Origin of the sequence: Janthinobacterium pasteuri (assembly GCF_051380775.1) — a bacterium.
Taxonomy (GTDB): domain Bacteria; phylum Pseudomonadota; class Gammaproteobacteria; order Burkholderiales; family Burkholderiaceae_D; genus Janthinobacterium.
In genome coordinates this window covers 1-15,145 of record NZ_JBNYXS010000044.1, presented here as the reverse complement: position 1 = coordinate 15,145, position 15,145 = coordinate 1, and the positions used below count along the sequence as shown (strand labels likewise).

At 56.2% G+C, this 15,145-nt stretch carries 12 protein-coding genes and 1 tRNA gene; all 13 read right to left on the bottom strand.

Translation table 11 applies throughout. From position 1 onward, the window contains the following. Positions 1-258: IS1/IS1595 family N-terminal zinc-binding domain-containing protein (locus ACQ4WN_RS25855; RefSeq protein WP_436554077.1), on the bottom strand; the 258-nt coding region annotated here is incomplete at its 3' end. Positions 259-374: 116 nt separating this feature from the next. After that, positions 375-1,214 carry an HDOD domain-containing protein gene (locus ACQ4WN_RS25850; protein WP_426074969.1) on the bottom strand — a complete coding sequence of 280 codons (840 nt, stop codon included), beginning with the start codon at positions 1,212-1,214 and terminating at the stop codon, positions 375-377. Positions 1,215-1,290: 76 nt separating this feature from the next. Beyond that, complete coding sequence (locus ACQ4WN_RS25845; protein WP_436554076.1) at positions 1,291-1,923, bottom strand: ArsR family transcriptional regulator; 633 nt, start codon at positions 1,921-1,923, stop codon at positions 1,291-1,293. A 636-nt stretch (positions 1,924-2,559) separates the two neighbouring features. Next, complete coding sequence (rpoC, locus tag ACQ4WN_RS25840) at positions 2,560-6,801, bottom strand: DNA-directed RNA polymerase subunit beta' (protein WP_436554075.1); 4,242 nt, start codon at positions 6,799-6,801, stop codon at positions 2,560-2,562. Positions 6,802-6,923: 122 nt separating this feature from the next. Continuing rightward, positions 6,924-11,030 carry a DNA-directed RNA polymerase subunit beta gene (rpoB, locus tag ACQ4WN_RS25835; protein ID WP_436554074.1) on the bottom strand — a complete coding sequence of 1,369 codons (4,107 nt, stop codon included), beginning with the start codon at positions 11,028-11,030 and terminating at the stop codon, positions 6,924-6,926. Between the two features lie 244 nt (positions 11,031-11,274). Beyond that, positions 11,275-11,646, bottom strand: a complete 372-nt coding sequence (gene rplL / locus ACQ4WN_RS25830) for a 50S ribosomal protein L7/L12 (protein ID WP_100875275.1) — start codon at positions 11,644-11,646, stop codon at positions 11,275-11,277. Between the two features lie 67 nt (positions 11,647-11,713). Continuing rightward, the gene (gene rplJ / locus ACQ4WN_RS25825) at positions 11,714-12,253 is read right to left on the bottom strand and encodes a 50S ribosomal protein L10 (protein WP_034753621.1); all 540 of its coding nucleotides are present in this window, start codon (positions 12,251-12,253) and stop codon (positions 11,714-11,716) included. Between the two features lie 319 nt (positions 12,254-12,572). Then, positions 12,573-13,268 carry a 50S ribosomal protein L1 gene (gene rplA / locus ACQ4WN_RS25820; RefSeq protein ID WP_436554073.1) on the bottom strand — a complete coding sequence of 232 codons (696 nt, stop codon included), beginning with the start codon at positions 13,266-13,268 and terminating at the stop codon, positions 12,573-12,575. Further along, on the bottom strand, positions 13,268-13,702 hold the full coding sequence (gene rplK, locus ACQ4WN_RS25815) for a 50S ribosomal protein L11 (protein WP_034753131.1): 435 nt from the start codon (positions 13,700-13,702) through the stop codon (positions 13,268-13,270). Before rplK ends, rplA begins: the two co-directional genes overlap by 1 nt. A gap of 114 nt (positions 13,703-13,816) precedes the next feature. Next, the gene (nusG, locus tag ACQ4WN_RS25810; RefSeq protein WP_034753130.1) at positions 13,817-14,443 is read right to left on the bottom strand and encodes a transcription termination/antitermination protein NusG; all 627 of its coding nucleotides are present in this window, start codon (positions 14,441-14,443) and stop codon (positions 13,817-13,819) included. Further along, positions 14,443-14,826 (bottom strand): preprotein translocase subunit SecE, encoded by a 384-nt coding sequence (secE, locus tag ACQ4WN_RS25805; RefSeq protein ID WP_035823944.1) that lies wholly within the window; start codon positions 14,824-14,826, stop codon positions 14,443-14,445. Before secE ends, nusG begins: the two co-directional genes overlap by 1 nt. Before the next feature lie 32 nt (positions 14,827-14,858). Then, positions 14,859-14,934: transfer RNA gene (locus ACQ4WN_RS25800), tRNA-Trp, on the bottom strand. Positions 14,935-15,000: 66 nt separating this feature from the next. Then, the coding region (locus tag ACQ4WN_RS25795) for an EF-Tu C-terminal domain-related protein (protein WP_482799466.1) at positions 15,001-15,145 on the bottom strand (145 nt) is incomplete at its 5' end.

Below are 15,145 nucleotides of genomic sequence, written 5' to 3'. Positions count from 1 at the left end.
CGTGCCGGTGAGCGCATTGAAGGTGCGTCCGCAGGCCACACAGCGATAGCGCTGCAGTCCGTGCGCGTGGCCATGCCGGTGAGCATGGCTGCTGTTGCAGGCAGGACAGTGCAAGCGTTGCCGGGCCACGCTTTCGACGAGTGCCACGGCGGCGTCCTGCGGCGCTGCCCCGCGCAGCAAGCCGATGCTCGCCAGGCGCTGACGCTGGCTCAGTGCGGTGAACTGGGCGATGAAGGTTTTCCACTGGGCTGACTGCATGGAAGACTCCCGTTTGTCTGCTATGTACAGTCAGACAGCAGGGCCCCAGGAAAATTCTCGGAATTCCCCTACTTATCGGGGACAGAGCCTTTTTTTGTCGCCGGTAGCGTTTTCAGCTACACCAGCAGCGCCGCACTCATCGACCGCACTTCTTCGGCCGATTCGGCCAGGATGCTTTGCAGGGTTTCGTTATCGATAATGAAATCGATGACGGAATCGGAGGGCGTGAGCATTTCCACATACGTCACTTGCAACGGCGACGGCACGGGTGACAGTTGCTTGGCCAACAATAAGGTGTCGAGCAGGGAGTCGGGCGGGATCGACAGCAAGCCATCGCGCAAGCCTTCGATGGCGACACTCACGGTCAGCGGGATCAGCAGCTTCTTCATGACTTCGCGGGAAATGATTTCTTCGGCAGACTCCATCCAGTGATCCGCATCGTCGTCGAGCAAACCGGGGAATTCATCGGCACGCGACAGCAAGTAAAAGCCGCCCACCTCATGCACGATACCGGCGAACAGGGCCGTGTCGGCATCGACGTGGGTCACGCGGCGGGCAAGCACATGCGCCAGCGCCGCCACGTGCGCCGTGTGCTCCCACAGCTGTGTCGCTTTCTGGCGCAGGACGGGGTCGATGATCTTGCTGCCGAACTGGCGCACCACCATGGCTGCCACCAGCGCATACAGATTGCGATAACCCATGCGCATGACGGCGGCGCGCACGCTGGTCACGGGCGCCGCATCGCCGCGGCTATACACGGCCGAGTTGGCCAACGCGACCGTGCGCGCCGCCAGCAAGGGCTCGGCCAGTACCAGCTTGATCGCATGATCGATATGACAGTCCGGTTCGGCCAAAGCCAATTGCAATTGCAGTGCGGAATTAACACTCGTGGGGAAGATTAATTCTCCGCGCACTGCCTGGGAAACAATTAAACCGAAAGCCTGTAATTTATTCATCATACGATCAATCCGCCTCAGATATTTTTCTAGCCAATAACTTCATACATCAGAAATTGAACGCCAGACCTGGCCTTTAGAAAACTGCTGGCATGCCATTCGCATGCAAGGAAGTATCTGGCAATGCCAGCGCATGCAATAGCGACTCATCGCCGATGACAAACAATTTCGGCTGCTGTAATACCTGCAGCAGAAATGGCTGGCCTTCACGCAAACGCCGACGATAATCGGCCAGCGTATATAAGTTGGGATTGATTTTACGCCGCAAGGTTCGCTCGGCCGGGGCCAATCCCGTCAACAGATCGCCATAATTGGCTTCTTCACCCACCAGCAGCAAATCGATGGCGCTGCCAGGCGTATCCTGTCCCTTCGCCGTGGCACCAGACACGAATGCCAGGTGCAACTGGGCACGCAAGGGCGCCAGAGTCGCGCTGAGCACGCCGACGATGCCGAAGGTTTTCTGCACCAGTCCGCTCAACTCGGGATACACGAGGCTTTCCTTGTTGGGCCAGAAGCGCCGCACATTGCCGATCCGCTCCGAGGTGATCAGGCCGGATTCATGCAGGCGCCGCAATTCCCGCTGCGCCGACGCGCTGCCCAGCCCCGTCAAACGCATGATCTCGTTCAAATGAAAGCCTTCATTCACGCGGACGAAGAGTAACCCCAGCAGTTTCTGCTGGGCTGGAGTAAACAGGGCTTGGGCAATCATGCGCCAAATCTTAGCATGAATGAACTGGAAACTGGCGTGGCGGGGGCAATAGTGCGTGACGGCACAACAACGCGGCGATGCGCCGTCACAAGCAGTTGGGCGAACACATGCGCAGCGATGGGGCAGCGATACCATCGTGGCAGTCGGCAATCAAGTATCCTTGTGAGCGCTCACTTCAGATTCGTGCGCACGACGAGCAGATGTCCCAGTCCGCCACATCCACCAGTCTTGCGCCAACTGCATCACCAGGGTTTTAGCCTATCAATTCAAGCATTCCCGATTGAACAGTAACTCGGCCATATTTATATGTAAACAGGATGAATGGAGGCGTATCGATTTAATTATTAATCCCGGCCATGAATAACAGCAAGAATTGGCAGGACGCTCAATGCGTGGTTCGTCTTCGATTGATCCATACTGCCAATACAAGATGACTGGCGTGAATCAGCAATAGCCGAAGTGGCATTCTTTTTAATGCAGTGTATAAATCACGTTTTGCAATGGTGATACGGCTGGATATATATGGGCCAGCGTGATTCCCCTATGCCACGCTGTTTTATCCGCATATTTTGGAGAGGCGCACCATAAAAAAAAACGGCACCCGAAGGTGCCGTTCTTGTCAGCTGGCAGCGTAGATTACGCTTCGTCGCCGTGGTGTTGCTGGGTTTCGATATCCTGCAACGCTTCGGCAGCTTCGCCGGCCATCGAGGCTTTCTCGGCCAGCAGCAGTGCTTGACGCTCTTCCACTTCCCACGCTTCTTTTTCTTTGCGTGCACGGTGGAAGGCCAGACCCGTACCGCCAGGAATCAGGCGGCCGACGATGACGTTCTCTTTCAGGCCGCGCAGACCATCGCGCTTGCCCATGATCGCCGCTTCGGTCAGCACGCGGGTAGTTTCCTGGAACGATGCGGCCGAGATGAACGAATCGGTCGACAACGAAGCCTTGGTAATACCCAGCAGAACGTTTTCGTAGGTAGCAGGAATTTTGTTTCCGGCTTCCATCAGGTCGTTCTGATCCAGCAGTTCCGAACGCTCTACCTGCTCGCCAACGATGTAGTTGGTGTCGCCGGCATTGACGATCTGAACACGGCGCAGCATCTGACGCACGATCACTTCGATGTGCTTGTCATTGATCTTCACGCCTTGCAGACGGTACACGTCTTGCACTTCGTCAACGATGTAACGTGCCAGCGCTTCGATACCCAGCAGGCGCAGGATGTCTTGCGGATCGGCCGGGCCGTCCACGATCATCTCGCCCTTGTTCACGACTTGGCCGTCATGCACCAGCACTTGTTTGTCCTTGGTGATCAAGAACTCATGCTTGTTGCCGTCCATGTCCGTGATTTCCAGACGCTGCTTGCCCTTGGTTTCTTTACCGAACGCAACCGTACCCGTGACTTCCGCCAGCATACCGGCATCTTTCGGCGAGCGCGCTTCGAACAGTTCCGCAACGCGTGGCAGACCACCGGTAATATCGCGCGTTTTTTGCGATTCGGTAGGAATACGTGCCAGCACTTCACCGACCGATACCTGTTGACCGTCTTTCACCATGATCAGCGCGCCGACCTGGAAGCCGATCGCCACCGAGTGTTCGGTGCCGGCGATCTTGACTTCTTCGTTAGCGTCGTTGATCAGCTTGACTTGCGGACGCAGGGTCTTGGTCAACGAACCGCGACGTTTCGCATCGATCGCCACCAGGGTGGACAGACCGGTCACTTCGTCGACCTGACGGGCTACGGTGACGCCTTCTTCGACGTTCTCGAAACGCACTTGGCCGGCGTATTCGGTAATGATCGGACGGGTCAGCGGATCCCACGTTGCCAGGGCCGTACCGGCCTTGATGACCATGCCATCCTTGACGATCAGGGTCGCGCCGTACGGTACTTTATGACGCTCACGCTCACGGCCATGGTCGTCGGTGATCAGCACTTCGCCGGAACGGGAAATGACGATTTGCGAGCCCTTGCCGTTCGTCACGTAACGCATGGTTGCCGTGAAGCGGATGGTACCGTTCGACTTGGCTTCCACCGACGATGCCACTGCTGCACGCGATGCCGCACCACCAATGTGGAACGTACGCATGGTCAGCTGGGTACCAGGTTCACCAATCGACTGCGCTGCCACCACACCGACGGCTTCGCCGGCGTTGACCAGCATGCCGCGACCCAGATCGCGGCCATAGCACTTGGCGCACAGGCCGAAGCGCGTGTCGCAAGTCAGTGGCGTGCGGACCTTGACTTCATCGATGGACAGACGCTCGATCTCTTCGACCATGTCTTCGTCCATCAGGGTGCCGGCTTCGTACAGCGTTTCCTGGGTTTCAGGATTGACGACGTCATGCACCACCACGCGGCCGAGGATACGGTCACGCAACGGTTCGATGACTTCACCACCTTCGACCAGTGCCTTCATGACGGCGCCATTCATGGTGCCGCAATCGTCCTCGATCACCACCAGATCTTGCGTCACGTCAACCAGACGACGCGTCAGGTAACCGGAGTTAGCCGTTTTCAGCGCCGTATCGGCCAGACCTTTACGCGCACCGTGAGTCGAAATAAAGTACTGCAAAACGTTCAGACCTTCGCGGAAGTTCGCGGTAATCGGCGTTTCGATAATCGAGCCATCCGGTTTCGCCATCAGACCACGCATACCGGCCAACTGACGAATCTGGGCTGCGGAACCGCGCGCGCCGGAGTCGGCCATCATGTAAATGGCGTTGAACGATTCTTGCGTCGACTTGGTGCCGTCGCGGCGGATGACGTCTTCGACTTTGAGCTGGTCCATCATGGCCTTGCCGACTTCATCCGAGGTTTTGCCCCAGATATCGACTACCTTGTTGTAACGCTCGCCGGCGGTCACGAGACCCGAGGCGTATTGCTGTTCGATCTGCTTGACTTCCGATTCGGCCGTCGCGATCAGGGTAACTTTTTGAGGCGGTACCAGCATGTCGTCGACGCAGATCGAGATACCGGCGCGTGTCGCCAGGCGGAAACCCGATTGCATCAGTTTGTCTGCGAACACCACGGTGGCGCGCAGGCCGCACTTGCGGAACGACGTGTTGATCAGCTTGGAAATTTCTTTCTTTTTCAGCGCGCGGTTCAGGACGGAGAACGGCAAGCCTTTAGGCAGAATTTCCGACAGGATCGCACGGCCGATCGTCGTTTCGTAGCGGGTAACCGTTTTCTCGAACTCGCCCGTTTCGGCGTTTTTCGGGTATTCGGTAATACGTACGGTAACGCGGGTCGTCAGTTCGACTTCCTTGTTGTCGTAGGCGCGGATCACTTCCGAAACGTCAGGGAACATCATCCCTTCGTTCTTCGCATTGATCGCTTCGCGGGTCGCGTAGTACAGACCCAGCACGATATCCTGGGAAGGAACGATCGACGGTTCGCCGTTCGATGGGAACAGGATGTTGTTCGATGCCAGCATCAAAGTGCGTGCTTCCATCTGCGCTTCGATCGACAGAGGAACGTGGACCGCCATTTGGTCACCGTCAAAGTCGGCGTTGAATGCGGCGCAGACGAGTGGGTGCAACTGGATGGCCTTGCCTTCAATCAGGACCGGCTCGAACGCCTGGATACCCAGACGGTGCAGCGTCGGTGCGCGGTTCAACATGATCGGATGTTCACGAATCACGTCTTCCAGGATGTCCCACACGACCGGCTCTTGAATCTCGACCAGCTTTTTCGCGGCCTTGATCGTGGTCGCCAGACCCATCAGTTCCAGTTTATTGAAAATGAATGGCTTGAACAGTTCCAGCGCCATCAGTTTCGGCAAGCCGCACTGATGCAGTTTCAATTGCGGGCCCACGACGATGACCGAACGACCGGAGTAATCGACGCGTTTGCCCAGCAAGTTTTGACGGAAACGGCCGCCCTTGCCTTTGATCATCTCGGCCAAGGACTTCAGCGGACGCTTGTTGGCGCCGGTCATCGCTTTGCCGCGACGGCCGTTGTCCAGCAGCGAATCGACTGCTTCTTGCAGCATGCGCTTTTCGTTGCGCGTGATGATCTCTGGAGCGCGCAGCTCCATCAGGCGTTTCAGACGGTTGTTACGGTTGATGACGCGGCGATACAGATCGTTCAGATCCGAGGTCGCGAAACGGCCACCATCGAGCGGTACCAGCGGACGCAGTTCCGGCGGCAGCACTGGCAGCACTTCCATGATCATCCAGTCAGGCTTGATGCCCGAACGTTGGAACGCTTCCAGCACTTTCAGGCGCTTCGCGTATTTCTTGATCTTGGCTTCGGATTTCGATTCCTTCAGTTCCACGCGCAGGGTTTCGGCATCGCGGTGGATGTCGATCGAGCGCAGCAGTTCACGGATACCTTCGGCGCCCATGAAGGCGGTGAAGTCGTCGCCGTACTCTTCGTACTTGGCGGCGTAGTCGTCTTCCGACATGATCTGGCACTTCTTCAGCGGGGTCATGCCCGGATCGGTCACGACGTATGCTTCAAAGTACAGCACGCGTTCGATGTCCCGCAGGGTCATGTCCAGGACCATGCCCAGACGCGACGGCAGCGACTTCAGGAACCAGATGTGCGCGGTAGGCGAGGCCAGTTCGATGTGGCCCATGCGCTCGCGGCGCACCTTGGCCAGCGTGACTTCGACGCCGCACTTTTCGCAGATCACGCCGCGGTGCTTCAGGCGCTTGTACTTGCCGCACAGGCATTCGTAATCCTTGATCGGGCCAAAGATCTTGGCGCAGAACAGGCCATCGCGCTCAGGCTTGAAGGTACGGTAGTTGATGGTTTCCGGCTTCTTGACTTCGCCGTAGGACCACGAACGGATTTTCTCAGGCGAAGCGAGACCGATCTTGATTGCATCGAAGGTCTCGTTGGTCTGTACTTGCTTGAATAGATCGAGCAGTGCTTTCATGTATCACTCCAGAGGTGATTAAATTTCTATATTCCTGAGACTACATTGCCCGGCGTGGTTTCCCAGCCGGGCTTTGTGTTTCCCAAACCAAATGACGCTTATTGGGTCAATAAGCCTGTCGTTTAGTTGCGTTCGAGGTCGATATCGATACCCAGCGAACGGATTTCCTTGACCAGCACGTTGAACGATTCCGGCATGCCGGCGTCGATCACGTGGTCGCCCTTGACGAGGTTCTCGTACACTTTGGTACGGCCATTCACGTCATCGGACTTGACGGTCAACATCTCTTGCAAGACATACGACGCGCCATACGCTTCCAGTGCCCAGACTTCCATCTCACCGAAACGCTGACCACCGAACTGGGCTTTACCGCCCAGTGGCTGTTGCGTTACCAGCGAGTAAGGACCGGTCGAACGCGCATGCATCTTGTCATCCACCAAGTGATGCAGTTTCAGCATGTGCATGACGCCGACAGTAACCTTGCGCTCGAACGCTTCACCGGTGCGACCGTCATACATGGTCACCTGGTTTTTCGAAGCGGTCATGCCCAGGTTCTTGGCGATGTCGTCCGGATACGCCAGGTCCAGCATGCGGCGAATCTCTTCTTCGTTCGCGCCGTCGAACACTGGCGTGGCGAATGGAACACCTTTTTTCAGGTTTTCCGCCAGCTTCATGATCTCTTCGTCGTCGAAGTTGTCCAGCTCTTCCGCGCGGCCGTTGTCGTTGTAGATCGTCGTCAGGTACTTGCGCACTTGCTCGACCTTGGTTTGCGCCTTCAGCATTTCGCCGATGCGGATACCCAGACCCTTGGCAGCCCAGCCCAAGTGAGTCTCGAGAATCTGACCAACGTTCATCCGCGAAGGAACGCCCAGCGGGTTCAGCACCACGTCGGCTGGCGTGCCGTCGGCCATGTATGGCATGTCTTCCACAGGAACAATACGGGAAACCACACCCTTGTTACCGTGGCGACCTGCCATCTTGTCGCCCGACTGCAGGCGGCGTTTCACGGCCAGGTACACCTTGACCATTTTTTGCACGCCTGGTTGCAGCTCATCGCCTTGCGTCAGTTTCTTGCGCTTCTCTTCGAAGGCCAGATCGAACTGGTGACGCTTCTCGTTGATCGATTCCTTGATCGCTTCCAGCGCTACCGCTGCATCGTCGTCCGCAGGGCGGATATCGAACCAGTGGTATTTGTCCAGATCGGCCAGGTAATCCTTGGTAATCTTGGCGCCTTTGGCCAGCTTTTTAGGGCCGCCGTTGACAACTTTGCCGATCAGCATTTTTTCCAGACGCTGGAAGGCATCGCCTTCAACGATACGCATCTGGTCGTTCAAATCCAGACGGAAGCGTTTCAGTTCGTCATCGATAATTTGCTGAGCACGCTTGTCGCGCACAATGCCTTCACGGGTGAAGACTTGCACGTCGATCACGGTACCGATCATGCCCGAAGGCACGCGCAGCGAGGTATCTTTCACGTCCGAGGCTTTTTCGCCGAAAATCGCGCGCAGCAGCTTCTCTTCCGGGGTCAGCTGGGTTTCGCCTTTAGGCGTCACTTTACCGACCAGTGTGTCACCGGCTTGTACTTCAGCGCCGATGTAGACGATACCGGACTCATCCAGACGTGCCAGCTGATTTTCAGCCAGGTTCGAGATGTCGCGCGTAATTTCTTCCGCGCCCAGTTTCGTGTCACGGGCAACAACCGACAACTCTTCGATGTGAATCGAGGTGTAGCGGTCGTCCTTGACGACGTTTTCCGAGATCAGGATCGAATCTTCGAAGTTCAGACCATTCCATGGCATGAAGGCCACGGTCATGTTCTGGCCCAGCGCCAATTCACCCAGGTCGGTCGATGCGCCGTCGGCGATCACGTCGCGCTTGGCAACACGGTCGCCCACTTGCACGATAGGACGCTGGTTGATGTTGGTGTTCTGGTTCGAACGGGTGTACTTGATCAGGTTGTAGATGTCGACGCCCACTTCACCAGCGGTTGCTTCGTCATCGTTGACGCGAATCACGACACGGCCTGCATCGATGTAATCGACGATACCGCCACGCAAGGCTTGCACGGTGGTGCCCGAGTCGACCGCTACGGTGCGTTCGATACCGGTACCGACCAGCGCTTTTTCAGGACGCAAGCAAGGCACAGCCTGGCGTTGCATGTTGGCGCCCATCAATGCACGGTTTGCATCATCGTGTTCGAGGAACGGAATCAGCGAGGCAGCGACGGAAACGATCTGGCCTGGCGCCACGTCCATGTACTGGATGCGCTCCGGGGATACCAGAATGGTTTCGCCAGCTTCACGGGCCGAGACCAGTTCATCGGACAGCGTACCTTCATCGCTGATGGTCGCATTCGCCTGAGCGATGATGTAGCGGCCTTCTTCGATGGCGGACAGGTAGTCGATCTGGTCGGTGATCTTGGAGCCTTCGACCTTGCGGTACGGGGTTTCCAGGAAGCCGTATTCATTCAGGCGCGCATACAGAGCCAGCGAGTTGATCAGACCAATGTTCGGACCTTCCGGTGTCTCGATCGGGCAGACGCGGCCGTAGTGGGTCGGATGCACGTCGCGTACTTCAAAGCCGGCGCGTTCGCGTGTCAGACCGCCGGGTCCCAGAGCCGATACACGGCGCTTGTGGGTAATTTCCGACAGAGGATTGGTTTGGTCCATAAACTGCGACAGCTGGGACGAACCGAAGAACTCGCGAATCGCAGCCGAAATCGGCTTCGAGTTGATCAGGTCGTGCGGCATCAGGTTGTCCGCTTCGGCTTGGCCGAGGCGTTCCTTGACGGCGCGCTCAACACGCACCAGGCCGGCGCGGAATTGATTCTCGGCCAGTTCGCCCACGCAACGTACGCGACGGTTACCCAAGTGATCGATATCGTCGACTTCGCCGCGACCATTGCGCAGTTCCACCAGGATCTTGATCACGGCCAGCACGTCTTCGTTCGACAGGGTCATGGCGCCCGTCAGTTCATCGCGGCCAATGCGGCGATTGAACTTCATGCGGCCCACGGCCGACAGGTCGTAGCGGTCCGAGTTGTAGAACAGGCCATTGAACAGCGCTTCAACGGAGTCTTCCGTTGGCGGTTCGCCTGGACGCATCATGCGATAGATCGCCACTTTCGCAGCCATCTGGTCGGCGGTGTCGTCGATACGCAGAGTTTGCGAGATATAGGCGCCTTGATCCAGGTCGTTGGTGTACAACGTTTGGATTTCGCTGATGTTGGCATCGCGCAGGCGGCCCAACAGGTCTTCGGTCAGCTCATCGTTCGCGGAGGCGACGACTTCACCGGTATCGCCATCGACGATGTTCTTCGCCAATACGCGGCCCAGCAGGTAGTCTTCCGGTACGGAAATGTGCTTGATGCCGGCAGCTTCGATATCACGCACGTGCTTGGCGTTGATACGCTTGTCTTTCAGCACCAGGGTCTTGCCCGACTTGTCGACGATGTCAAAGCGCGCCACTTCGCCGCGCAGACGTTCGGAAACGAATTCCATTTCCGCGCCTTCGGAGCGCAGGTTGAAATTATCGAAGACAAAGAAATTGGCCAGGATTTGCTCATGCGACATGCCGATGGCTTTGAGCAGGATCGTCACTGGCATCTTGCGGCGGCGGTCGACGCGGAAGAACAGGATGTCTTTCGGGTCGAACTCGAAGTCCAGCCACGAACCGCGGTAAGGAATGATACGCGCGGAGAACAGCAGTTTACCGGACGAGTGAGTCTTGCCGCGGTCGTGCTCAAAGAACACGCCAGGCGAACGGTGCAGCTGGGAAACGATCACCCGCTCCGTGCCGTTGATCACGAACGAACCGGTGGTCGTCATGAGCGGCAATTCGCCCATGTAGACTTCCTGTTCTTTCATTTCCTTGACGACAGGCTTGGTTGGCGATTCCTTGTCCAGGATCACCAGGCGCACTTTCGCGCGCAGCGGCGACGCGAACGTCAGGCCACGTTGTTGACATTCTTTGACGTCAAAGGCAGGATCGCCCAGAACGTACGACAAGAATTCGAGACGCGCAAAACCATTGTGCGAAACGATAGGGAAAATCGAAGTGAAAGCCGACTGCAGGCCATCATTCTTGCGGCCAGACGGTGCTATGTCCTCTTGCAAGAAGCTATGATAAGACTCGAGCTGGGTCGCCAGCAGGAACGGAACGTGGTGAACGTTGGCGCGCTTCGCGAATGATTTGCGAATGCGTTTCTTCTCAGTAAATGAGTAGTGCATGGACACTCCGTGAGTGACAGAAAGGATAGAAAATTCAGGTTTTGCAAGTGTTCGTTTGCACCGCTGCGTGTGACACAGACGAAACCTCAAGGCTCTGCTTTCCGGCTTGAATCGAATAAAAACTGCTGCTACAACTACATGACAAATACGATGCAGACGACAAAGGAGCCAAAGTCGGATTTCCCCCCTTGCGAGGGGAAACCTCAGACTTTGACTCGGGCGCTAACTGCCGCCGGTACAGATATTACTTGATCGAAGCGGTTGCGCCGGCTTCTACCAGTTTCTTCTGTGCTGCTTCAGCGTCAGCTTTCGACACTGCTTCTTTCACAGTTTTTGGTGCGCCATCGACCAGGTCTTTAGCTTCTTTCAAGCCCAGGCCGGTGATTTCGCGAACTGCTTTAATGACGCCAACTTTGTTTGCGCCGAAGCCGTCCAGGATGACGTTGAATTCGGTTTGTTCTTCAGCAGCTGCTGCTGGGCCTGCTGCAGGACCGGCCGAAGCCATTGCTGCTGCGGACACGCCGAATTTTTCTTCGAATGCTTTAACCAGGTCGTTCAGGTCCATTACGGACATGGCGCTAACTGCTTCCAGGATATCGTCTTTGCTAATTGCCATTTTGAAACTCCTAAATTTATTACGTTAGTTACATCAGATTGGTACTGAGAGAAAAAAGCGCGCGCAATTAAGCGGCTGCTGGGGCTTCTTCTGCTGCTGCTTCTGCAGGAGCTTCGGCGCCTTCGCCTTTTTTCGCTGCCAGGGCAGCCAGACCACGTGCAAAGCCCGAAACCGGAGCCAGCATAACGCCCAACAACTGCGAAATGAGGACTTCACGGCTAGGAATGCTCGCCAACGCGGTGACAGCAGCTGTATCCAGCGGCTTGCCTGCGTAGTTACCTGCTTTGATGACCAGTTTGTCGTTGGTTTTAGCGAAGTCAGCGATGACTTTAGCTGCTGCAACGGCATCGGCCGAGATCGAGTAGATCAACGGGCCGGTCATGGCATCTGCCAGGCTGGCGAATGCGGTACCTTCAACGGAGCGACGAGCCAGAGTGTTTTTCAACACACGCAGGTACACGCCTTGGGCACGCGCTTTAGCACGCAGTTGCGTCAAGTGACCAACCTGGATGCCACGATATTCGGCCACGACGATCGTTTGCGCATTTGCTACTTGTGCGGAAACTTCGGCGACGACGGCCTTTTTGTCATTCAGATTGAGACTCACGGTCAACCTCCTTAAATGATGTTCGGCAATCACAACCGAGTGGTTGAGCGCCTTGCATCGGTTCGAACACGGCGTCCGAAGTCAAGAAGTACTAAACTGAGCGGATGGATTCACGCAGCATGAGGACTACAAAACTTGTTCGGGTACACCATCTGCGTTGGGCACTTGCCGTTGCCGGCAAGCCTATTAACCTTCTGCATGTGCGATCGCAGTCGGCCCAACGGTCTTTGATTGTCTGCCTGCCTGGTGCGAACACCGGGCAGACAGCCCAAAGATGCGCCTACAGCGCCCGGAGGCGCCACAGGACTTGATTCTTTACTTAAGCTGCCAGGCTAGCCTGGTCAACACGGACGCCAGCGCCCATGGTCGACGACAGCGAAACTTTGCGCAGGTACACGCCTTTGCTCGATGCTGGCTTGGCTTTGTTCAGTGCGTCGATCAGTGCGACCAGATTCGATTTCAGATCTGCGTCAGCGAACGATTTACGGCCGATGGTAGCGTGGATGATACCGGATTTGTCGGTACGGTACTGAACTTGACCGGCTTTCGCGTTTTTCACGGCGGTAGCGACGTCAGCAGTAACAGTACCAACTTTCGGGTTAGGCATCATGCCGCGTGGGCCCAGGATCTGACCCAGGGTACCAACGATACGCATGGTATCTGGCGAAGCGATAACGATATCGAAAGGCATGTCGCCGGCTTTGATACGCTCGGCCAGGTCTTCCATACCAACGATGTCGGCGCCAGCTGCTTTAGCAGCTTCTGCTTTTTCGCCCGACGCGAATACTGCCACGCGTACGGTTTTGCCGGTACCAGCTGGCAGAACGACAGAGCCGCGCACCACTTGGTCGGATTTCTTAGGATCAACACCCAGTTGTACCGATACGTCGATCGATTCATTGAACTTGGCCGTTGCGCACTCTTTGATCAGAGCGACAGCGTTGTCGAAAGCGTACACTTTGGTACGGTCGACTTTGGCTTTCAAAGCCTTGATACGTTTGGATAACTTAGCCATTATACAACACCTTCCACCGTGATACCAATCGAACGAGCGGAACCAGCGATGGTGCGTACAGCAGCATCCATGTCGGCAGCGGTCAGATCAGGGGTTTTCAATTTAGCGATTTCTTCAGCTTGTGCGCGGGTCAGCGTACCGACTTTGTCGGTATGTGGCTTCGGCGAACCTTTGGTGATCGCAGCAGCTTTTTTGATCAGGTAGGTTGCTGGAGGCGTCTTCATCACGAACGTGAAGGACTTGTCCGCAAACGCGGTGATCACGACTGGAATCGGCATGCCTGGCTCCAGACCTTGGGTCTGTGCATTGAAGGCTTTGCAGAATTCCATGATGTTCAGACCACGTTGACCCAGAGCTGGACCGATTGGTGGGGATGGGTTTGCTTTACCAGCTGGTACTTGCAGCTTGATAAAACCAATGATTTTCTTTGCCATGATGGCTCCTATCTTGGATTGAGTAGTAGCGCCCCGCCGATCCTACCCTGGCGGGGCTCCTCTGACCGGATTTCGCTGAGACTGCCGCGACGCTCCTGGTGGCGCTGATACAACTTAAACTTTTTCGACCTGGCCGAATTCGAGCTCCACCGGAGTAGCGCGGCCGAAGATCGTGACCGAGACGCGCACTTTGGATTTCTCGTAATTGACTTCTTCGACATTGCCGTTGAAATCGGTGAACGGACCATCCTTGATGCGCACTTGCTCGCCCACCTCGTACAAGGTTTTTGGACGGGGCTTTTCGACACCCTCTTGCATCTGCTTCATGATGCCGTCGATTTCGCGCGCAGAGATCGGCGTCGGCTTGTTCGACTTGCCACCGATAAAGCCGGTAACCTTGCTGGTGTTCTTCACCAAGTGCCAGCTCTCGTCGGTCATTTCCATTTCAACCAGCACATAGCCAGGATAGAAACGACGTTCGGTGACGGACTTCACACCATTCTTCACTTCGACTACTTCTTCGATCGGCACCAGGATCTGGCCGAACTGGTCTTGCATGCCCGCGCGCTCGATGCGCTCGGTCAGTGCGCGCATGACGCTTTTTTCCATGCCGGAATAAGCATGCACGACATACCAGCGCTTGCTGCTCACTGGCACGCTCAGCGCTGCACCAGTATCCGCTACCGGAGCGTCGCCCGGAACGGACTCGTCCGCCGCTTCATCATGCACATTTTCGCTCATTATTTTTTCCAACCCAGAATTACGTCATACAACAAAAACTCGAGCAATTTATCCGTGCCCCACAGGAAAATCGCCATGACCAGCACAAAGGCAAACACGATCGCAGTAATCTGCGTGGCTTCTTTGCGGGTAGGCCAAACGACTTTCTTGGTTTCGCGCACAGCTTCTTTGGCGAAATTGAGAAATTCACGGCCGGTCGTCGAGATATACAAGAGCGCAACAGCAATAACCAAACCAGCCACAAGCGCGCTTGCACGCACCAGAGCTGGTTGGCCTGCCAGGTAATAAAACCCGACTACTCCTGCAATCGCAGCCACTATTGCCAGCGCGACTTTTATCTTGTCACTCGACGTGCTAACGGTTTGCACGGATTGATTTGACATTTTTCTACTTTCGGTGCCCTGCACCTTGACGGTGGCAGGGACGGAGGGCATCGAACCCCCAACCTTCGGTTTTGGAGACCGACGCTCTGCCAATTGAGCTACGTCCCTACGTAAAACTTTCGAGGAGTGCTATTCTACCACCCAGGACGCCCCAGGTGGAAGCATAACATTTCCTTATGCGAGGATTTTTGCAACCACGCCGGCGCCGACGGTACGACCGCCTTCACGGATAGCGAAGCGCAGGCCTTCTTCCATCGCGATCGGGTTGATCAGCTTGACGGTGATCGACACGTTATCGCCTGGCATGACCATTTCTTTG

Bases quoted from the DNA above. Each gene is read 5' to 3' on its own strand.
- ACQ4WN_RS25850 (WP_426074969.1), bottom strand. From the start codon at position 1,214: ATGAATAAATTACAGGCTTTCGGTTTAATTGTTTCCCAGGCAGTGCGC.
- ACQ4WN_RS25845 (WP_436554076.1), bottom strand. From the start codon at position 1,923: ATGATTGCCCAAGCCCTGTTTACTCCAGCCCAGCAGAAACTGCTGGGG.
- rpoC (WP_436554075.1), bottom strand. From the start codon at position 6,801: ATGAAAGCACTGCTCGATCTATTCAAGCAAGTACAGACCAACGAGACC.
- rpoB (WP_436554074.1), bottom strand. From the start codon at position 11,030: ATGCACTACTCATTTACTGAGAAGAAACGCATTCGCAAATCATTCGCG.
- rplL (WP_100875275.1), bottom strand. From the start codon at position 11,646: ATGGCAATTAGCAAAGACGATATCCTGGAAGCAGTTAGCGCCATGTCC.
- rplA (WP_436554073.1), bottom strand. From the start codon at position 13,268: ATGGCTAAGTTATCCAAACGTATCAAGGCTTTGAAAGCCAAAGTCGAC.
- rplK (WP_034753131.1), bottom strand. From the start codon at position 13,702: ATGGCAAAGAAAATCATTGGTTTTATCAAGCTGCAAGTACCAGCTGGT.
- nusG (WP_034753130.1), bottom strand. From the start codon at position 14,443: ATGAGCGAAAATGTGCATGATGAAGCGGCGGACGAGTCCGTTCCGGGC.
- secE (WP_035823944.1), bottom strand. From the start codon at position 14,826: ATGTCAAATCAATCCGTGCAAACCGTTAGCACGTCGAGTGACAAGATA.